This is a genomic window from Burkholderia sp. LK4, assembly GCF_001043615.1.
GTDB classification, from domain to species: Bacteria; Pseudomonadota; Gammaproteobacteria; order Burkholderiales; family Burkholderiaceae; genus Burkholderia; species Burkholderia cepacia.
This window is the reverse complement of the sequence record NZ_LDUL01000058.1, coordinates 25,223-45,381: the sequence shown is the minus strand read 5'-3', so window position 1 is coordinate 45,381 and position 20,159 is coordinate 25,223. Positions and strand designations below refer to the sequence as shown.

Annotated in this window: 18 protein-coding genes; 14 read left to right on the top strand and 4 right to left on the bottom strand. The window is 64.1% G+C overall.

The features are described from left to right. The first annotated feature begins 46 nt into the window (after nucleotides 1-46). From VK92_RS27150 to iaaH, 3 genes are all read left to right on the top strand, one after another. A complete protein-coding gene (locus tag VK92_RS27150) occupies nucleotides 47-481 on the top strand; it encodes a hypothetical protein (protein WP_048028952.1) in 435 nt (144 codons plus the stop codon). Continuing rightward, on the top strand, nucleotides 478-1,191 hold the full coding sequence (locus tag VK92_RS27145) for a helix-turn-helix transcriptional regulator (protein ID WP_048028984.1): 714 nt from the start codon (nucleotides 478-480) through the stop codon (nucleotides 1,189-1,191). The genes VK92_RS27150 and VK92_RS27145 overlap by 4 nt, the downstream gene beginning before the upstream one ends. Before the next feature lie 102 nt (nucleotides 1,192-1,293). Beyond that, nucleotides 1,294-2,751: an indoleacetamide hydrolase gene (iaaH, locus tag VK92_RS27140; protein WP_048028950.1), complete on the top strand. Its 1,458-nt coding sequence runs from the start codon at nucleotides 1,294-1,296 to the stop codon at nucleotides 2,749-2,751. A 264-nt stretch (nucleotides 2,752-3,015) separates the two neighbouring features. On the opposite strand, the gene VK92_RS27135 is transcribed toward iaaH, so the two are convergent. The 3 genes from VK92_RS27135 to VK92_RS27125 form a co-directional block, all read right to left on the bottom strand. Continuing rightward, a complete protein-coding gene (locus tag VK92_RS27135) occupies nucleotides 3,016-4,185 on the bottom strand; it encodes a helix-turn-helix domain-containing protein (protein WP_230945681.1) in 1,170 nt (389 codons plus the stop codon). A 175-nt stretch (nucleotides 4,186-4,360) separates the two neighbouring features. Beyond that, nucleotides 4,361-5,488, bottom strand: a complete 1,128-nt coding sequence (locus VK92_RS27130; RefSeq protein WP_048028946.1) for an NAD(P)-dependent alcohol dehydrogenase — start codon at nucleotides 5,486-5,488, stop codon at nucleotides 4,361-4,363. A 14-nt stretch (nucleotides 5,489-5,502) separates the two neighbouring features. Further along, the gene (locus VK92_RS27125) at nucleotides 5,503-6,975 is read right to left on the bottom strand and encodes a benzaldehyde dehydrogenase (protein ID WP_048028944.1); all 1,473 of its coding nucleotides are present in this window, start codon (nucleotides 6,973-6,975) and stop codon (nucleotides 5,503-5,505) included. 974 nt (nucleotides 6,976-7,949) lie between these two features. Here VK92_RS27125 and VK92_RS27120 point away from each other — a divergent pair. From VK92_RS27120 to VK92_RS40705, 3 genes are all read left to right on the top strand, one after another. After that, on the top strand, nucleotides 7,950-8,183 hold the full coding sequence (locus tag VK92_RS27120) for a hypothetical protein (RefSeq protein WP_009691834.1): 234 nt from the start codon (nucleotides 7,950-7,952) through the stop codon (nucleotides 8,181-8,183). Between the two features lie 271 nt (nucleotides 8,184-8,454). Continuing rightward, nucleotides 8,455-10,107 carry an AAA family ATPase gene (locus VK92_RS40710; protein WP_082163821.1) on the top strand — a complete coding sequence of 551 codons (1,653 nt, stop codon included), beginning with the start codon at nucleotides 8,455-8,457 and terminating at the stop codon, nucleotides 10,105-10,107. 2 nt (nucleotides 10,108-10,109) lie between these two features. Continuing rightward, the gene (locus VK92_RS40705) at nucleotides 10,110-11,042 is read left to right on the top strand and encodes a DUF4435 domain-containing protein (protein WP_082163820.1); all 933 of its coding nucleotides are present in this window, start codon (nucleotides 10,110-10,112) and stop codon (nucleotides 11,040-11,042) included. Between the two features lie 225 nt (nucleotides 11,043-11,267). Here VK92_RS40705 and VK92_RS40700 read toward each other — a convergent pair whose 3' ends face one another. Then, the gene (locus VK92_RS40700) at nucleotides 11,268-11,642 is read right to left on the bottom strand and encodes an immunity 22 family protein (protein WP_165589151.1); all 375 of its coding nucleotides are present in this window, start codon (nucleotides 11,640-11,642) and stop codon (nucleotides 11,268-11,270) included. Nucleotides 11,643-12,624: 982 nt separating this feature from the next. Here VK92_RS40700 and VK92_RS27115 point away from each other — a divergent pair. From VK92_RS27115 to VK92_RS27080, 8 genes are all read left to right on the top strand, one after another. After that, nucleotides 12,625-13,761 carry a muconate/chloromuconate family cycloisomerase gene (locus VK92_RS27115; RefSeq protein WP_048028943.1) on the top strand — a complete coding sequence of 379 codons (1,137 nt, stop codon included), beginning with the start codon at nucleotides 12,625-12,627 and terminating at the stop codon, nucleotides 13,759-13,761. Nucleotides 13,762-13,812: 51 nt separating this feature from the next. Further along, on the top strand, nucleotides 13,813-14,757 hold the full coding sequence (gene catA / locus VK92_RS27110; RefSeq protein ID WP_048028942.1) for a catechol 1,2-dioxygenase: 945 nt from the start codon (nucleotides 13,813-13,815) through the stop codon (nucleotides 14,755-14,757). 117 nt (nucleotides 14,758-14,874) lie between these two features. Next, nucleotides 14,875-16,233: a Rieske 2Fe-2S domain-containing protein gene (locus VK92_RS27105; RefSeq protein WP_048028940.1), complete on the top strand. Its 1,359-nt coding sequence runs from the start codon at nucleotides 14,875-14,877 to the stop codon at nucleotides 16,231-16,233. Continuing rightward, nucleotides 16,230-16,718, top strand: coding sequence for a benzoate 1,2-dioxygenase small subunit (gene benB / locus VK92_RS27100; protein WP_048028938.1), 489 nt, complete (start codon nucleotides 16,230-16,232; stop codon nucleotides 16,716-16,718). Before VK92_RS27105 ends, benB begins: the two co-directional genes overlap by 4 nt. A 39-nt stretch (nucleotides 16,719-16,757) precedes the next feature. Then, nucleotides 16,758-17,780 carry a benzoate 1,2-dioxygenase electron transfer component BenC gene (gene benC, locus VK92_RS27095; RefSeq protein ID WP_021159133.1) on the top strand — a complete coding sequence of 341 codons (1,023 nt, stop codon included), beginning with the start codon at nucleotides 16,758-16,760 and terminating at the stop codon, nucleotides 17,778-17,780. Then, on the top strand, nucleotides 17,777-18,553 hold the full coding sequence (benD, locus tag VK92_RS27090; protein WP_021159134.1) for a benzoate diol dehydrogenase BenD: 777 nt from the start codon (nucleotides 17,777-17,779) through the stop codon (nucleotides 18,551-18,553). The genes benC and benD overlap by 4 nt, the downstream gene beginning before the upstream one ends. Before the next feature lie 110 nt (nucleotides 18,554-18,663). After that, on the top strand, nucleotides 18,664-19,062 hold the full coding sequence (locus tag VK92_RS27085; RefSeq protein ID WP_048028936.1) for a RidA family protein: 399 nt from the start codon (nucleotides 18,664-18,666) through the stop codon (nucleotides 19,060-19,062). Between the two features lie 236 nt (nucleotides 19,063-19,298). Next, the gene (locus VK92_RS27080) at nucleotides 19,299-20,111 is read left to right on the top strand and encodes a creatininase family protein (protein ID WP_048028934.1); all 813 of its coding nucleotides are present in this window, start codon (nucleotides 19,299-19,301) and stop codon (nucleotides 20,109-20,111) included. Nucleotides 20,112-20,159 lie beyond the last annotated feature (48 nt).

The following is a 20,159-nucleotide window of genomic DNA, read 5'->3' as shown; positions in this document are numbered from 1 at the left end:
CCGCCGCACCCGCACGCGGTGCCCGACATTCGACTGGAGACCCTGCATGCCGATTACCCGGATTGAAACGCGCGACGCGATGGGCGAACCCGATGTGGTCTATCTCAACCCGGCGCACGTGCTGTGGATGTCGCTGCCGACCGCCGCGCACCGGCGGCCGGGCGGCACGGCCATTCGCGTGGACGACCGCGTGAAGGGCGGCTCGTTGCTGATGGCCGACAATCCGCCGGCTGCGCAACTGTTGCAGGATCTCGGCCCGTTCGTGACGGTGACGCTGGCAAACCCGTCGTCCGACTATCCGGACGGTCTCGTGCATGTCCGCGCGCATGCGATCGTCAAGATCGCGACGGACGACCACGACAAGCCGCTGGCCGCTCGCACGTTCGGCTGGGTCCATGTTCAGGATGGCTCGGCTTTCAAGATCGACGATTACACCGGCGTGGCCGCGTTATGGCAGGCGACGGTCGCGGCCGCATCATGAACCTTTCCGTCTCCGAGATCACGCCGGAGGAACTCCGGCTGTTCGGCGACATCGTCGCCCGCCTGGAAGAACTGGGGCCGGTCGTCGACGTGAGGACGGTCGTGCTGCCCGAGATCACCCGGCTGATGCGCGCGGATTTCGCCGCGTCGTTCGAGTGCGACGCGCAAACCGGGCTCTGGCGCAACGGATACTCGTACAACCTCGACCCGTCGCAGATCGCGCGGTACGAAGCGTGGTTCCAGCATATCGACCCGGTTACGCCGCAACTGTGCGCGCGCCGCGTGGCGACCTGCGTCGACGAGGTGATGAGTCGCCGCGAGCTCGAACGCACCGCGTTCTACGGCGACTTCCTGAGCCGCGAGGGCATGCATCACGGGATCAACGTCTATGCATTCGATGGCGCGACGCACGTCGGCGACCTGCGCATCTGGCGTGCGCAGGGCCGCCCCGACTTCACCGAGCGCGACAAGCTGCTGCTGAACGGCATCGAGCCGTTTTTCCGGCGTGCGCTGCTGAGGCGGCGTCATGCGTGTACCGGGCTGACCGAACGCGAGAGCGACGTCGCGCGGCTCGTCGCCGCCGGCTACACCGACAAGGACGTCGCGCGCACGCTCGGCATCGGACTGGCGACGGTCCGCACGCATCTGCGGCGCGTGATGGCGAAGAAGGGCGTCGCCAACCGCGCGAGCCTGGCCGCCGCGCTGGCGTGACCGGCGGCGCGGCCGTCGGCCGGGGTCATCCATTGTGATGATGGGCGTCAAAATCGGCACGCCCTACCTTGTGGCGATCCCCCGTGACGAGGAACGACGACGATGCCCACCCTGGGAACCCTGACGCTCACCGAAGCCCGGAACGCGATCCTGCGCCGGGAGTTTTCCTGTGTCGAGTACGCATACGCGCTGATCGAGCGGCACGCACGCTGGCGCTACCTGAACGGCTTCACGTGCGTCGACGATGCGCGGCTGCTCGCCGAAGCGGCCCGCTGCGACCGCGACCTCGCGACGTCGGCCACCCCGCACGCGCTGCTGGGCCTGCCGATCGCGATCAAGGACAACATCGACACCGCCTGCCTGCCGACCGGCAACGGCACGCTGGCGCTGCACAACCGTGTGCCGCCGCAGCACGCGCCGGTGGTGGCGCGGCTGCTCGCGCACGGGGCGCTGATCGCGGGCAAGGCCAACCTGCACGAGCTGGCATTCGGCGTGTCGGGCAACAACCGCGTCACCGGCGCGGTACGCAACCCGTACGATTTCAACCGGATTCCGGGCGGCAGCAGCAGCGGCTCGGGCGCGCTGGTCGGCGCGGGCGTGGTGCCCGCCGCGCTCGGCACGGACACCGGCGGCTCGGTCCGGATTCCGGCCGCGTTGTGCGGTGCCGTCGGCCTGCGGCCGACCGTGGGGCGCTACCCGTCGGGCGGCGTGGCGCCGATTTCTCGCACGCGCGACACCGTGGGCCCGATCGCGCGGTCGGTCGAGGACATCGCGCTGCTCGACGCGATTCTCGCCGGCGCCGCCGCGCCGCTGTCGCCCCCTGTGCGCAGCGTGACGCGCCCCGTGCGTCTCGCGATTCCGCGCACGACGTTCTGGCGCGGCCTCGCGCCGGACGTCGACGCGATCGCGAATGCCGCGGTGGCGAAGCTGGAGCAGGCGGGATTCGAATGTGTCGACCTCGACCTGAACGACTATCCGGGGTTCTTCGATGACGAGCCGGCCGTCATCGCGATGTACGAATTCCGTTCGTCGATGCACGCGTACCTGGTCGAGAACGGCTACGAGCTGACGGTCGACGACATCGTCGCGAACGTGGGGAGCCCGGACGTCGCGAAGATCGCCCGCCATGTCACCGGCCCCGACGGGATCGGCGAAGCGGCCTACCTCACCGCGCTCGACCGGCGGACGCGTTCGCGTGCCGCGTATCGGCAGTGCCTCGCCGACAGCGGTGCCGACGCGCTGGTCTTTCCGACGACGATCGCCACCGCGTGCCCGATCCCGGCGGGCGACACGATGATGCTCAACGGCGAAACCGCTTCGGTGTTCTCGACCTACATCCGCAATACCGAGCCGGGCAGCAACGCCGGCGTGCCGGGCATGACCGTCCCGGCCGGCCTGACGGCGGACGGGCTGCCGGTCGGCCTCGCACTCGACGGCGCGGCCGGCACCGATCGCGAACTCATCGCGGTCGCGCTGGAGGTCGAGCGGGTGCTCGGGCGACTGCCGGCGCCGGACGACGGGTTCGGGGTTGGGGGCAGGTTGGGCGGTTATCCGGGCTGACGCCGCGCCGCCACGTCGCCACGTCGCCATGTTGCTGCGCTGCGGACGTGGACGCGGACGCGGACGTGGCGGCGGCCGAATCGTCGAAGCCGGCGGCGCTCGCCGCGAAGCTGGCCGGCATGCACGACCGGCGGTTTCCCGTGACGCCGAACGGCCGTGGATCGGCACCTTGGGCGGCGGGTCGGCGCGGTCGGGATCGTGTGGCTCACGTTGCGGCAGCACGAGAGGCGGGCGGGAGCGCGGGCGCCATCGCCGCACTCAGTATCAATGCGCGCCGGCGTTCGTGATTCCCGCTGCATCGAGCTGCCTGAGCTTCGCGTACAGCGTGGTGCGCGAGATGCCCAGTTGCCGCGCAGCGGCCGACACATTGCCGTCGTGCTCGTCGACCGCCCGGCGGATCGCGTCGAGCGACTGCTCGTGCAGGCTGGCCTGCGGGCTGGCGGCCGGCGCCGTGCCGCACGCGTCGGCGGCGTCTGCCAGCACATCGGATTGCCGCCGCGTCGCCGCCCGATCGAGCGGTGCGCGCACGGCCCGCACCCAGATGTGGCTGCCGTCGTCGCGCGCGATCCGCTGCGGCGTACGCGCCGGTGTCAGCAAACGACGCTGCTGCGCGGGCGTCGCGCCGGGAAAGAGTTGCCGGAGATCGTGCGGTTCGATCGGCCCGGCCGGCGCGAGCTCGAGCATCTGCCGCGCGAGCCGGCTCGCCGCGCGCACGCGGCCCGCCTCGTCGAGCGCCACGACGCCCGCGAGCGGCGTGCCGAGCCAGCGCGGATCGTACTGCACCTGCAGCAGATGGCAGTCGCGCAGCATCGCATACAGCCGCTGCTCGGCGGACAGCGCCGCATGCCGGAACTGTTCGCGCAACTGCACGACATTGCGCCGGCCGACGCCGGTGATGTCCAGCGCGCCGATTACTTCCCCGTCGAAGCCGACCAGCGGCACCGCGAGACAGAACACGCGCGAGAATTCGTCTAGATAGTGCTGGGCGCCCGCGACGACCGCCTCGGTGCCGTCGTGAATCACGCAGCTCGGCGCGGTCGTGCCGATGTTCGGTTCGACGATCCGGCGCCCGGCGACGATCGGCGTCAGCAGCGTGTCGTCGCAATGCGGGCTGCGCCGCGCGTGGACGATCGTGCCGCGCGGATTGACGCAGAAGATCGTCCACTCGCTGCCGCCGAACGCGGCCCACAGCTGCTCGATTTCCGGCGCGACGCAGCGGGTCAGCCGACGGTCCGCGCGCGATTCGTCGAGTTCGCGCTGCATTTCGTAGCGGGCGGTTTGCCACGGCCGGAGCCCGGCGTCGCGCGAACGCAGCCACGAGCGCGCGACGCCGGCCGGCAACGCCGTTTCCGGCAGCGGTTCGCCCGCCGCGAAGCGGGCGCGGAGCCGGTCGAGGTCGACCGGCCGTGCAGGGGATTCGGGGGCTGCATTCACGCTGCGCTCCAGTTGGGTCGAAGGTTCGGGCCGGACGTGCCGGCCCGCGTGTCGCGCGAATGCGTAATATAGCCCGGCGCCCGCGGCGCGGTATTTTCGCGGCGGCTACGCTGCCGCACGAGGCCCATGCGGCCCCCGGTCGAGATTTACCCCGCGACCGGGGGCGTGTCGCCGCTCAATGCGGCAAACGCAGGATCGGCTTGAGCGTGATGCCGCGGCTGCTGTCCTCCGCGGCCTGGTTGATCTGTTCGAGCGGATAGAACTTCACCAGCCGGTCGAACGGAAACCGCCCCTGGAGATGCAGCTGGACGAGCTGAGGAATGAACGTCTGCGGCACGCTGTCGCCTTCGACGATGCCGCGGATCGAACGGCCGCCGAGCAGCAGGTTGTTGACGTCGAATTCCGCCTTCGTCCCGAGCTTCGGCGCGCCGACCACGCCCATCGTGCCGCGCGAGCCGAGCGCTTCGATCCCTTGCGACAGCACGGCGGGCAGCCCGGTCGATTCGAGCGCGTAGTCGACGCCGCCGCCGGTGATCTGGCGAATCGCGTCGACGACATCGACTTCCTTGCTGTTGATCGTGTGCGTCGCGCCGAGCTCCAGCGCCAGCGCGAGCCGCGACGGCACGATGTCGACGGCGATGATGGTCGTCGCGCCGGCGACGCGCGCGGCCATCACGGCGCTCATGCCGACCGCGCCCGCGCCGAAGCTTGCGAAACTGCTGCCGGCACGTACGGCGAGTGAATTGATCACCGCGCCGGCGCCGGTCTGGATCCCGCAACCGAGCGGCCCGAGCAGTTCGAGCGGCGCTTCCGGCGGCACCTTGATCGCGTTGTTCTCGCGCGCGAGCGCATAGCTGGCGAACGACGACTGCGCGAAGAAATGATCGTGCAGCGGTTGCCCGTGTTCGTCGCGGATCGCGGTCTGTCCGTCGGCGTCGGCGCCGCCGAAATTCAGCCCGAAGAACTGCCGGCAATACGCGCCGTGACCGCCGACACAGGACGGGCAGTGGCCGCACGCGCCGTAGGTGAGCACCACGTGATCGCCCACGGCGAGCGTCTTCACGTTCGGGCCGACCGCCTCGACCACGCCGGCGCCCTCGTGACCGAGCACGGCCGGCAGCGGTACCGGGTAGTACTGGTCGCGCACGATCAGGTCGGTGTGGCACAGGCCCGTCGCGACGACGCGCACCCGCACCTCGTCGCCGCGCGGGGCACGCAGGCGGGCGGATTCGATCGAGAAGGGTGCGCCGGCCGCGCGCGCGACGGCCGCGGTGACGACGCGGGTATCGTTTTCCGTGTACATGTTCGGTCTCCTTGTCAAATCGGATACAGCGGCGCTTCACCCTTGATCGTCAGCCACTGCCACTGCGTGAACTCCTCCCAGTTTGCCGCGCCGCCGATGCTCGAGCCGTTGCCCGATGCGCCGACGCCGCCGAACGGGTTGATCACTTCGTCGTTGACCGTCTGGTCGTTGATGTGGAGCAGCCCGGTGTTCAGGCGCTCGCCGATCCGGAGTGCCCGGCCGACGTCGGCGGACAGGATCGCCGTCGACAGCCCGTATTCGGTGCGGTTCGCGAGCGCGATGGCGTCCTCGTCCGTATCGAACGGCACGACGACCGCGACCGGCCCGAAAATCTCCTCGTCGAACGCCGGGTTGCCCGGCGCGACGCCGCTCAGCACGGTCGGCTCGAAGAACAGGTCGCGATGGCCGCCGCCCGTCTCGACACGCGCGCCCGCGCGACGGGCCGCGTCCACCAGGCTCGCCGCATGGTCGAGCTGTGCGGCATTGATCAGCGGCCCGAGGCCGACGTCCGCGCTCGCGGGATCGCCGACGCGCAGGCTTCGCGCCTTCTCGACGAGCTTCGCGACGAAGCGGTCGTGAATGCTGCGCTGCACGAGCACGCGGCCGGTCGCCATGCAGATCTGGCCTTGATGCAGATACGCCCCCCACGCGGTATTGGCAACGGCGCGCTCGAGGTCGGCGTCGTCGAGCACGATCAGCGAATTCTTGCCGCCGAGTTCGAGCGAGACCTTCTTCAGGTGGCGGCCGGCCGCTTCGCCGACCTTGCGCCCCGCCGCGGTCGAACCGGTGAACTGGATCATCGCGACGTGCGGATCGGCAACCAGTGCGGCGCCGGCCGCGCCGTCGCCGGGCAGCACGTGCAGCACGCCTTCCGGCAGGCCGGCGAGCTCGAACACGCGGGCGACCGCGACGCCGCCGCACACGGCGGTACGCGGATCGGGCTTCAGCACGACCGCGTTGCCGAGCGCGAGCGCGGGCGCGACCGCGCGCATCGCGAGGTACAGCGGGAAGTTGAACGGCGAGATCACGCCAACGACGCCGCGCGGGCGGCGGCGCGCGAGCGACAGCCGGCCGGCCGCCGACGGCAGCACTTCGCCGGCCGCGCGCGACGGCAGCCCGGCTGCTTCGTGCAGCGCCTTGATCGTGACCGACGTCTCGAACGACGCCTTCGCGCGCGTCGAGCCGCTTTCGCGCACGAGCCAGTCGACGATCGCATCGAAGTGCGTTTCCGCGACGGTGGCCGCGCGGCGCAGGACGGCCGCGCGCTCGTCGTACGGCAGCGCGAACCATGCGGGCTGTGCGCGATGCGCGGCGGCCGACGCTTCGGCCACCGCTGCGCCGTCCGCGAGGCCGAGGCGGCCGAGCGTGTTGCCGGTCGCGGGTTCGATCACGTCGGCCGCGTGCGGGCTGGCGTGCCAGCGTCCGTTGAAAGTCTTGCCGTGCCAGATGTCGGCGTCGAACAGTGCCGTGTTGCTGCTGCTATCCATGTACGCTCCTGAGGAAATTCCGACCCGCCGGATCGGGCCTTGCATCGTCCCGACCGGCATGCGCGCGAGGGTAGGCGGGCGCGGCGAAGCGGGGCTATCCGGGTTTCTTCCCACCCGCGGAGGGCGCGTGGAATGGAGGGCGTCTGCGAATTTGTGTGCGGAAACTGAACAGTCGTCGTGCGGATTGGTGCCGCACGCCGTCTGGGGACTCGGCAGGTTATGGCAGGTGTAGTGCGACGTGCGCTGCGTCTGAATGCTCGGCGCGCAAACCTGTGGGAAGACACCTGAGCTCACGCTTCGTCGGAGCGGTAGTTGGTGACCCGCAAGGGGGTCGTGTTTGCGCAAAACGGACATTCGAAGCATTCGCCACGAACGTTGCACCGCATAGCGGTGCCTATCCCGGTGCTAGCGCGTTAAAGCTTCCATGGTTTGGACAATATGGCCAAACTTGTCATTGCCCTCAAAGGCCGCACAGGTCCGTGCGTATACCTGTTCCTTCCCGTCATTCTTGGAAAAAAATACTTCCGCGCAATCGCAGCGTAAGGTTGCCACCTTTGCATGAGTCCGGGTATCGCTTAACGTCGCGACCCAGCAACTATCGGCACATCCACAGCTACCGTAGGCAAGTACTTGATGGCGCCGGTGCCAAGGCAACGGCTCGGTCCTCACGCCTTGCGCTCCAACCTTTGACAAGAATAAGAGCGCGAGCAAACACACGGCCGTGCGCGTTCTATTGCGGTTCATGTCTATAACCATCGAGATTTGATTTTACTAATAGTGACCTGCCGCGGGATTTTGTAGCCACGCCCGATGAGTATCTTGGCCTCGGCGCGACTGCGGAATCCTTCCCGATTAAATCGCTTCTCCCGCAGCGTGCCGTTGGAACCTTCAGCGGAGTCGTTCTGCCAAGGGCGGCAAGAACGGACACAGCGTGTACGATCTGATCTTCAAGAAAACCATCCAAGGAGAGAGGAATGAGTCCGGAACAGGCCCGAGCCGAAGAAACCCAGGCGATGGAGCGCATGGTGGCCGCCACGCTGCGCGTGCAGAGTACGTTCGCCTCGATGCAGAAGCAATTTCCGCCGCAAGGCAGCGGCGAGCCTTCGCCGTTCGCGCTGCAAACCTTTGATGCCGCCCTGCAGGAACTTGAAGACGCACAGGCCGCGTTCGATGCGCTGCTGAACGATCTGATCGACGGTAACCGCTAAAGGCTACGCCCTTGTCTGCACCGATTGTCGACGATCTAAAAAAGCTGTGTCGAACGGCCGCTTGAATCCATCGCCGACGGCGGCCGACCGCCGGTCTGTGACGCATGACCGGCGCAGATCGACCCAAAAGGGACAACCAAGTTAGCGGGAAGGAGTCGTTTGAGTCGATCCGTGCTCAACCACCGCCCTCTCATGTTTTCAATGATCCTGCCGATATCGGCAGAGGACAGCCACTCATCGTTGCCTTTCCGGACCGCAAGGGCCTCGAAAGATGTTGTCCAGAGATCAACCGCCGGAGAGAGCGAAACTCGCTGAAGAAGCCTCCAGAAACCCTAGGGTGATGTATGCTCAAGGCACCGCACAAGGAATTATAGAAATGGAAAACCGCAGTCAGGGTGAATCGGTGCAGTCGGCCATGCAACCTTCAATCGTTGAGTATTTTTCCATCGATGGACTCTACGGATATCGTTCAGTTGGCTTGTCGTCAAAGTACGCTGCGACTGTCTTGATTGCGCGGAACGGCTCGGGAAAGACGACATTGATCGCTGCTTTAGACGCGTTTCTTCGCGGGCAATTCAGTCGATTCATTGGTCTCACGTTCGAAAAAATCACATGTCGCTTAAGGGGCCAGTTGTTCGAATTCGAGGTCTACCGTAGTGATATAGAGCAGCTTTCTGATTTTGCTCTCAGAGGCGAGTTCGCAGTGCGTGCCAAAGCGTGGGATGTGCAACCGATGGCGCTCCTAGCGCTAGTAGAGGGCCCGATTAGAACCCTGGGTTATTCCGAACTTGTCGATGACCCGACGTTCTCCGCCATTTATGCGAAGATGGGTTATGACTACGCAGTTGCGAAGAGTCAGTGCGAGCGCTTATCCAAAGACTTGTCCGAACAGAACCTCAGAATTAATCAGATCCGCAATCAGCTGGCGTCGACCTTAAAGGACTTCGAGATCGTTTATTTGCCAACTTACCGGCGGATCGAATTATCTCTGCCCGGTCCGGACGTGCGTCGCGGCGAAAGAAAGAAGAGTGTTTTGTCGCGCCTCGGCGTCACTCGCACGGGATTGTATTCAGCAGACATACAATTCGGGCTTGGGGATATATCCGATCGCCTAGCGGCAATTTATTCGGAAATGCTGTATACATCTAATCAGGGCTATGGCAAGGTCAGCGCAAACATTATCAATGACTTGATATCTGGAAAATATCGAGACAGTGCGAATAGCGCCACAACGGAATTCCCATCTCGCGAATCGCTCGACATATTTTTTTCGAGAATCAAAGATGCGTCAAGAGAGTATCGTCGCGGACCCTATAGCTTTTTTGCACCCCCAAATCTGGATCCCATTTATAATGGGGACATACCAGAAGATTCGGCTCCATTTTTAACCTATTTCCTAAATCAACTTAACTCGGTAATCCTGGAAACCCGAGGTTACGAGGAGCGCGTTCAGGCTTTTATAAGTAATTGCAATAAATATTTATCAGGAAATGACGAGTCAACCGATGAGTATACTTCACCACTCGAAAATACCTTCGATAGCAAGAAACTTGATTTCGATCGACGGGCCCTTGAAGTAACGGTGAAGAGCCTAGCGACGGGCGACGACGTACCACTGGAATCACTGTCGTCCGGAGAGAAGCAAATGATGTCGCTATTTGCGAGACTATATCTTTACCCTGGTCCAAAGATTGTACTTATTGACGAACCAGAGTTGTCACTTTCGCTCGACTGGCAGCGTCAAATATTGCCTGATGTGTTAAGGGCGCCGACCTGCAAACAGGTGATCGCAATTACCCACTCCCCCTTTATTTTCAACAATGAATTGGAGCCATTTGCTGGTTCCCTACGCTTTAGAATCACGCCCACACGCAAACACGACACGAATGACGGGGATTTGAATCTCGATGATGACGAGGTTTAAAAATGGATGGCAATATTTCAGAGAATGTCTTTAGGGATGGTTATTTCAAAAAAATCAAAGATTCAGTGAACTTGGCGGTGGTAGAAAAGAGTCAGTTTGCAGCATTTTCATCGGCCATTCCTGATGATGTAAAAATATTTAGTTACGAAGGACGCGACGACAAGATAGCTTACGATCATTGGGTTAGGCGAATTGATGGAGAATTGAAATACGAGCCGTACGTTGCGGAAACAAAATATGCAAATTTACAGCTTTTTGATTCACTGCAACGCGACTTGACCGGGTTGGGGGATCGCGTTTACTTCTTCGTCGATCGAGATTTTGATGACATCCAAGGCAGAGCCCCGCATAACAAATTGTTTATGACCGACAAATATTCGATCGAGAGCTATTTAGTGTGCGATAAACTGCTGGATGAGCTTCTTAAAATCGAATTTCATTGCAATGGGTATTTGCAAGTTCGAACGAATATTGTTGAATTATTCAAAACTGCTTACGAAAACTTTTTAATCTCCACAAAAGAACTGAATTTTCGCATCTTCCTTGCGGCCCGAGAAAAAATAAAGAGAATTGAAGATTTGCCCACGGGAATAAATGTGATTGCTGATGTCAGCCTGAAAGGGGCAACCGCAATCGACAGGCCAATTCACGAGGTTGTCAAGCTAGAGCGGGAGCCGACCGACGAGGAAGCCGCTCGTTGGCGTGGCGAGTTTGAAGCCCTTGAGCCAACTGAGCGCTATAGAGGAAAGTTTGCGCTTTCTTTTTTTGTGAAGTGGTTGACGTTGTTGCGCCAAGACCGCCTAGCGAATCCGTCCGTCTATTTCGGAGATGTACCGCTTCCTAACTATGGAGTTAAAGGTAATTTCTCTTTCGACAGCCTCGTACCACGTGCAGTATGTCCGAGCGGGTTATCTGCGTTTTTAGGTTGCGATTAATGGATACCGGCGCCGATTGCACGTGATCCAATGTCGACTGGATGAGGAACAGCGTTCGCTGATAATCGTGGCGTGGTGCTCGCTACAGTCTCGGAGAACGCGAAAAATGACGTAGCGAGATGACGGTTGCAGACGATGTAGTCGATTACTCCGAACGTTCGCTCCTGGCCGAAAGCGTTCCCCCAGCATTAGGCGTCACATCAGGCGAAACCAAGTTCGAGAAGCTCAAATTGGATACTCGAACATTCCGATGTAGACCAGTTCGAATCCTTCGCCTTGCACTGACCTTGGCGATTTTATCTGTTCGCAATTTATGAAAATCAGCGCGTTCGCATCTCCCAAAGTTGCGGCGCGCGCCGCTTCACATAACGCTTCCGACCATTTGTCCGAGTACGAGCGAGGTGCAAAGAACTCTTCCAGTGAAGTACCCGGCTGTCGCAGCCCTGTTTCCATGAAATCATGGTCACAGAAGAACTCACCCTGGGAGCCGTAGAACTCGGAAACTGGTCGACTTTCATCCTCACCGTAGTGTTCGGCGAGAAAGCTTGAAAATCGGGAGGCGTCAGTTATCCGGCCAAGATAGAAATGAGAAGCTTCCATTCTATGCATCGTTGGTTAACTCCCCTTGAGCGCAAAGAAAATTGTATTCCTTCACCTACTGAGCGGCTGCCTCTGGCCGACTGTCGACGTAGACATGACGTTGCAGCCAGCGCGGAGCAGGGCTTCCGCGCGTCCCTCCCAAAAACTCGGCCCACTGCAGATCTACCGACTATCCAGCTTGCCTTGTCCTCATGAATCGTACGTGTTGCACAAACGCGCGATGCCGTAGCCTCTGCGGAAAGCGGCGGTTCTGGGAAATTTCTTGCAGTATGGCGGCTATCTCGTTGTCAACGGCCAGGCCTTGCTCCAACCAACCGATCGCGAGGTCACACCAATATGGAGTTGGCCATCGTAGTCCAGCGACAGCGACGTCGCGCGCGGAATCGATGTTCGAAGCGAAAGCCGTCAAGGGGTGTTCAAGTGGCTTGACTATTGAGGGCGATTTCATCTCGGATCTTGTTCAACTTGGTAGGGGACGTCGCGTGCAAGGTGAGTCTGATCGATTGTCGTCCGTGTAGGCGCCCACGTCGACCGACCGCTTCTGGCCGACAGCGCCCGTCAGCCTCTGATGAACAACGGACATCGACAACGAACGTCGATACCCGCCAACCCGATTCCTTCCAGTTGTTCGCGGAAATCGACGCCGAAGCTGAAAGCCGGACGGCCAGCCGCACCATTTTCCGCGTCAGGAAAACCCTGATCGACTCGGCAGGCCGTCGGTTTCAGGCCGTTTTCCCGCCGCCACGAGCCGCCGCATTGCGCCCCCGTCCAAGCGGTACCCCGCACCCGCACGACCGCGCCCCATCAAGCTTCTCAGCCCGCGTACCTAGCCAAAACAGGTATGGCGCACCGCAGTATTCAGCGTGATGAGCGTGAATTCAATACCTGTCAGGTATCAAAAATCCCGCCTAAAAGTATTGGACGCTCCATCTGGCCGGGACGTATAAATCGCCTCAAGAACTTCACCCCCACCGCGTGCCCCATGTCCTCCGTCACCATCGAACGTATCGAAACCCGCCTCGTCGACCTGCCGACGATCCGCCCGCACAAGCTGTCGGTGGCCACGATGCACGGCCAGACGCTGATGCTCGTGAAGGTGTTCTGCAGCGACGGTGTGACGGGCCTCGGCGAAGGCACGACGATCGCCGGCATGGCCTACGGCCCGGAAAGTCCCGAAGCGATGAAGCTCGCGATCGACGCGTACCTCGCGCCGGCGATCGTCGGCAAGGATGCGACGCGCATCCAGACGCTGGTGGCGTTCCTCGGCAAGCTGGCGAAGGTCAATCACTTCGCGAAAAGCGCGCTCGAAACCGCGCTGCTCGACGCGCACGGCAAGCGGCTCGGCGTGCCGGTGAGCGAGCTGCTCGGCGGCCGCCGGCGCGATCGCCTGCCGGTCGCGTGGACGCTCGCGTCGGGCGACACGGCCACCGACATCGCCGAAGCCGAGCGCATGCTCGAGCAGCGCCGCCACAACGTGTTCAAGCTGAAGATCGGCGCGAAGGCGCCCGAGACGGATATCCGGCACGTGGCCGAGATCAAGAAGGCCGTCGGCGATCGCGCATCGGTGCGCGTCGACGTGAACATGGCGTGGAGCGAAACGCAGGCCGCGCGCGCGATTCCGGCGCTGGCCGATGCCGGCTGCGAACTGGTCGAGCAGCCGGTGGCCTCGGCCGCGGCGCTGGCGCGCCTGATGCGCCGCTTCCCGGTCGCGCTGATGGCCGACGAAATCCTGCAGGGCCCCGACAGCGCGTTCGAGATCGCGAAGCATCACGGCGCGGACGTGTTCGCGATCAAGATCGAGCAGAGCGGCGGCCTGTTCGCCGCGCAGCGCGTGGCCGCGATCGCGGACGCGGCCGGCATCGAGCTGTACGGCGGCACGATGCTCGAAGGCGCGTTCAGCACGGTGGCGTCCGCGCACCTGTTCGCGAGTTTCGCGAACCTGCAGTGGGGCACCGAACTGTTCGGGCCGCTGCTGATCACCGAAGAGATCCTGACGCAGCCGCTCGATTACAGCGACTTCGAACTGACCGTGCCGGACGGCCCCGGTCTCGGCATCGAACTCGACGAGGACAAGGTCAGGCGTTTCACCCGCGACGGACTCACCCGCGTCGCGCGGTAACCCGAGTCACGCACCGCCGTCATTCCCCCAAATACACGTGGAGACATCATCATGAGCGTCAAAGTTTTCGAAACCCGGGAAGTGCAGGATCTGCTGAAGGCCGCGTCGAACGCGGGCGCGGACAGCCCGAAGGGCGGCAACGCGCGCACGCAGCAGGTCGTGCTGCGGCTGCTCGGCGACCTGTTCAAGGCGATCGACGATCTCGACATCACGCCCGACGAAGTGTGGGCCGGCGTGAACTACCTGAACAAGCTCGGCCAGGACGGCGAAGCGGCGCTGCTCGCGGCCGGCCTCGGCCTCGAGAAGTTTCTCGACATCCGGATGGACGCCGAGGACGAAGCGCTCGGCCTCGACGGCGGCACGCCGCGCACGATCGAAGGGCCGCTGTACGTCGCCGGCGCACCGGTGCGCGACGGCGTCGCGAAGATCGACCTCGATGCGGACGATGGCGCGGGCCCGCTCGTGATCCACGGCACGGTCACCGGTGTCGACGGCAAGCCGGTGGCCGGCGCGGTGGTCGAGTGCTGGCATGCGAACTCGCACGGCTTCTACTCGCACTTCGACCCGACCGGCAAGCAGAGCGACTTCAACCTGCGCGGCGCGGTGAAGACGGGCGCCGACGGTAAGTACGAATTCCGCACGCTGATGCCGGTCGGCTACGGCTGCCCGCCGCAGGGCGCGACGCAGCAGCTGCTGGACAGCCTCGGCCGCCACGGCAACCGCCCGGCGCACGTGCACTTCTTCGTGACCAGCGACGGCCACCGCAAGCTGACGACCCAGTTCAACATCGACGGCGACCCGCTGATCTGGGATGACTTCGCGTATGCGACCCGCGAGGAACTGATCCCGCCCGTCACCGGCAAGACCGGCGGCGCCGCGCTCGGCCTGAAGGCCGACGCGTACCAGGACATCGAGTTCAACTTCGTCCTGACGCCGCGCGTCGAGGGCAAGGACAACCAGATCGTCGAACGCCTGCGCGCTTCCGCCACGGCATAACCGCCCGACGGCTCGGCGGCGCGCAGGCGCCGCCGCCGGCCGGGTTCCCGCGAGATTCAACCGATTACCGATGCGAGCGTGCTTGCAGGACGCGGCACGCGCATGGGAGGAGCCATCATGTCCGCCACGATCGACCAAGCCAACGACCTGGATCACCTGCTCGCCACCGCCGTGCAGGACGACAAGGAGGCCGGCGTATTCCGCTGCCGCCGCGACATCTTCACGAACGCCGAGCTGTACGAGCTCGAGATGAAGCACATCTTCGAAAGCAACTGGGTGTACCTGGCGCACGAAAGCCAGATTCCCGACAACAACGATTACTACACGACGTGGATCGGCCGCCAGCCGATCGTGATCACGCGCGACAAGACCGGCGAGCTGCACGCGGTCATCAACGCCTGCGCGCACAAGGGCGCGATGCTGTGCCGCCGCAAGCACGGCAACAAGGGCAGCTTCACGTGCCCGTTCCACGGCTGGACGTTCTCGAACACCGGCAAGCTGCTGAAGGTGAAGGACGAGAAGACGACGGAATACCCGGTGCAGTTCAACACGCACGGTTCGCACGACCTGAAGAAGGTGGCGCGCTTCGCGAACTATCGCGGCTTCCTGTTCGGCAGCCTCAGCGCCGACGTGCTGCCGCTCGAGGACTACCTCGGCGAGGCGCGCGTGATCATCGACCAGATCGTCGACCAGGCGCCGAACGGGCTCGAGGTGCTGCGCGGCAACTCGTCCTACATCTACGAAGGCAACTGGAAGATGCAGATGGAGAACGGCTGCGACGGCTACCACGTCAGCACCGTGCACTGGAACTACGCGGCGACGATGGGCCGCCGCAAGGAAGACGGCACCAAGGCCGTCGACGCGAACAGCTGGAGCAAGTCGGTTGCGGGCGTGTATGGCTTCGACAACGGCCACATCCTGCTGTGGACGAAGACGATGAACCCGGAAGTGCGGCCCGTGTACCAGCATCGCGATGAAATCAAGGCGCGCGTCGGCGACGTGCAGGCCGACTTCATCGTCAACCAGACGCGCAACCTGTGCGTGTACCCGAACGTGTTCCTGATGGACCAGTTCAGCACGCAGATCCGCGTGGTGCGGCCGCTCGGCGTCGACAAGACCGAGGTCAGCATCTTCTGCTTCGCGCCGAAGGGCGAGAGCGAAGCCGACCGCACGACCCGCATCCGCCAGTACGAGGATTTCTTCAACGTGACGGGCATGGGCACCGCCGACGATCTCGAGGAGTTTCGCGCGTGCCAGGCCGGTTATGCGGGCATCACGGCGATGTGGAACGACCTGTCGCGCGGCGCGCCGCTGTGGGTCGACGGCCCGGACGAGAACGCGAGGAAGATGGGGCTGAACCCGCGCATTTCCGGCGAGCGCAGCGAGGACGAAGGGCTGTTCGTGTGCCAGCACGAACATTGGGTGAATGTGATGCGCGATGCGCTGAAGAAGGAACGCGGGGAGGTGGCAGCATGAGCTTCGATTACCGGACTGTCTGCGCCGCGCTGTATCGCGAAGCGCGCCTGCTCGACGATCGCCAGTGGGACGAGTGGCTGACCTGCTACACGGAGGACGTCACGTACTGGATGCCCGCGTGGGACGACGACGATCGGCCTACCGACGATCCGCAAAGCCAGATCTCGCTGATGTATTACGCGGACCGCGGCGGCCTCGAGGATCGCGTGTTCCGGATCAAGACCGAGCGCAGCGGCGCATCGACGCCCGAGCCGCGCACCAGCCACAACGTGACGAACGTCGAGGTGCTGGCCGAACGCGAGAACGAAGTGGACGTGCGCTACAACTTTCACACGCTGAACCACCGCTACCGCGTGACCGATCACTTCTTCGGCACGATGTTCGTCACGTTGCGCAAGGCGGGCGATGAACTGCTGATCTCGTACAAGCAGATCGTGCTGAAGAACGACTACATCCGGCAGGTGCTCGACGTCTATCACGTCTGACGCTGTTGTTTTGTCATGAAAGGAAGTGGAGGTGACGCCATGTCCAGCTACAAGATTGCACTGAACTTCGAGGACGGGGTAACCCGCTTCATCGATTGCAAGGCCGGCGAGAAGGTTCTCGACGCGGCCTTCCGCGCGAAGATCAACCTGCCGATGGATTGCTCCGACGGCGTGTGCGGCACCTGCAAGTGCCGCGCCGAGAGCGGTCGCTACGATCTCGGCGACGACTACATCGACGACGCGCTCACCGAAGACGAAAAGGACGGCGGCCTCGTGCTGACCTGCCAGATGGTGCCGCAAAGCGATTGCGTGATCGCGGTGCCGACGTCGTCGGTCGCGTGCAAGACGGGCCAGAGCGGGTTCGCGGCCACGGTGACGAAGGTCGAGCAGCACAACGATGCGGCCGTCGTGCTCGAACTCGACGTCGGCACGGCCGCGCCCGTGTTCCTGCCGGGCCAGTACGTGAACATCGACGTGCCGGCGAGCGGCCAGCACCGTTCGTATTCGTTCTCGTCGGCGCCGGCCGATGCGAAGGTGAGTTTCCTGATCAAGAAGATCCCCGGCGGCGTGATGAGCACGTGGCTCGAATCGGCGCGGCCCGGCGACACGCTCGAACTGCACGGGCCGCTCGGCAGCTTCTACCTGCGCGACGTGCAGCGGCCGCTGCTGTTCCTGGCCGGCGGCACGGGGCTCGCGCCGTTCCTGTCGATGCTCGAAGTGCTCGCGCGCAGCGGCTCGCAGCAGAAGGTGCACCTGATCTACGGTGTGACGCGCGACCTCGACCTCGTGCTCGTCGATGCGATCGAAGCGTATGCGGCGAAGCTGCCGAACTTCAGCTTCGCGACGGTCGTGGCCGACGCGGCGTCGAGCCATCCGCGCAAGGGCTGGGTCACCCAGCACATCCCGGCCGATGCGCTGAACGACGGCGACGTCGACGTGTATCTGTGCGGGCCGCCGCCGATGGTCGACGCGGTGCGCAAGTATTTCGACGACGAAGGCGTGAAGCCGAACAGCTTCCACTATGAGAAGTTCACCCCCAACGTCACGGCAAAGGCGGCATGATCATGCAGCGATTCTCAGGCAAGGTCATCGTCGTCACGGGGGCCGCGCAGGGCATCGGCCGCGGCGTCGCGCTGCGCGCGGCGGCCGAAGGCGGCAGGGTGCTGTTCGTCGATCGCGCGGATTTCGTCGCCGAGGTCGCGGCCGAAGCGACGGGCGGCGAGACGGCCGGGTTCGTCGCGGATCTCGAAACCTACGACGGCGCGCATGCGGCGATCGCGCACGCGGTGCAGACGTTCGGCGGTATCGACATCCTGATCAACGGCGTGGGCGGCGCGATCCGCATGCGGCCGTTCGCCGAATTCGAGCCCGCGCAGATCGACGCGGAAATCCGCCGTTCGCTGATGCCGACGCTCTATACGTGTCATGCGGTGCTGCCGCACCTGCTCGCGCGCGGCGGCGGCACGATCGTCAACATCTCGTCGAACGCGACGCGCGGGATTCGCCGCGTGCCGTACTCGGCGGCGAAAGGCGGCGTCAATGCACTGACGTCGGCGCTCGCGATGGAATATGCGGAACACAACATCCGGGTCGTGGCCACCGCGCCGGGCGGCACCAGCGCACCGCCGCGCCGCGTGCCGCGCAATGCGGCCGGCGACAGCGAACGGGAACAGGCATGGATGGGCGAAGCCGTGCGCCAGGTCACGGAATCGACGTATCTCAAACGCTACGGCAGCCTCGACGAGCAGGTCGCGCCGATCCTGTTCCTCGCCTCCGACGAGGCGAGCTACATCACCGGCACGGTGCTGCCGGTCGCGGGCGGCGATACGGGTTGAGTCGTGCGTCGTCGCGCCGCCTGGCATGTGTCCAGGATGTTCGTCGACAACCCATCCATCTATCCACCCACCAACCGGCCGGCGCGAAGACGCCGGCCACGGAGACTCCCATGCGTGATCGCAAAGCCATCGTTCCGGCGGGAATGGAAGCGGTGTACGAGAAGATCGGCTATGCGCCCGGCCTGAAGGTCGGCGATACGCTGTACGTATCCGGCCAGATCGGCCGCGATGCGGCGATGCAACTCGTCGAGGATCGTGAAGCACAGATCGTGCAGGCGTTCGAGAATCTGAAGCAGGTACTGAACGCGGCGGGTGCATCGTTCAGCGACGTGGTCGACCTGACGACCTTCCATACCGACATGCGCGACCTGCCGTTGTTCATGCAGGTGCGCGACCGCTACCTCGATGCCCACCCGAAGCCGGCATGGACGGCGGTCGGCGCGCACATGCTGGGCGGCGCGCCCGGCTATATCGTCGAGATCAAGGCGGTGGCCGTGTTGCCGGCGTGACGCGTGCGGGCGGGATGCCGGCACAAGGCGACGTAGTGCACGCATCGATTCGACCCGACTCGCCGCTTGCCGGCACGGAACGAGAGACTTCGCGATCCACCGGTCAATCCTGACGAAATGCTTTCTCGCGACGTCGGGCGTGCGTCGTTGCGCCGCGGTCGGCGACAAGTCGCGCGAGTTCGTTTATGGTGCGAGGGAACGCAGCGTCATCTCTTTCCTTCCGTCGAGAATCCGCGATGAAATGCCTGCCACGCGCCGTCTTCGCCGCTGTCGCTTTCACCGTCGCGCAAGCCGCGCTCGCCCAGGCGCCCGCCACGGTGCGGCTCGAAGACATGACCTGGACCGAGCTGCGCGACAGCATCCGGGCCGGCAAGACCACCATCCTGATCCCGGTCGGCGCAACCGAGCAAAGCGGGCCGTACGTCGCGCTGGGCAAGCACAATGCGCGGGTCGCGGTACTGTCCGAGCGGATCGCGCAAGGCCTCGGCAACGCGATCGTCGCCCCCGTCATCGCCTATGTGCCCGAGGGCGGTTATGCGCCGCCGACGTCGCACATGCGCTTTCCCGGCACGATCACCGTCCCCGACGACGTCTTCGAAAAGACCCTCGAGTCCGCCGCCAACAGCTTCCGGGTCCACGGCTTCACGAACATCGTGTTCCTCGGCGACCACGGCGGCTACCAGAACGACATCCGGCAGTCGGTCGCGCGGCTGAACAAGTCGTGGGCCGGCACGGGCGCGCGCGCGTTCGTGCCGGCCGAGTATTACGGCACCAGCTCCGACGGTTACGACCAACTCCTGCGCGAGCACGGTGTGCCGGCCGCGGACATCGGCACGCACGCGGGGCTGGCCGATACGTCGCTGCTGCTGGCGGTCGCGCCGGGCATGGTCAGGGTCGACAAGCTGCGCAACGCCGCGAAGCCGGGCGCCGTCGACGGCGTCTACGGCGGCGATCCGCGTCATGCGAGCGTCGAACTCGGCCGGCTGGGCACCGACGCGATCGTGTCGCGCACCGTCGACGCGATCAGAAAGGAAACCGCCGGCCGCTGACGCCGCCGCGCCATTGCGCCGCCTTTGCCGTCGTTCCATGCCATCGAA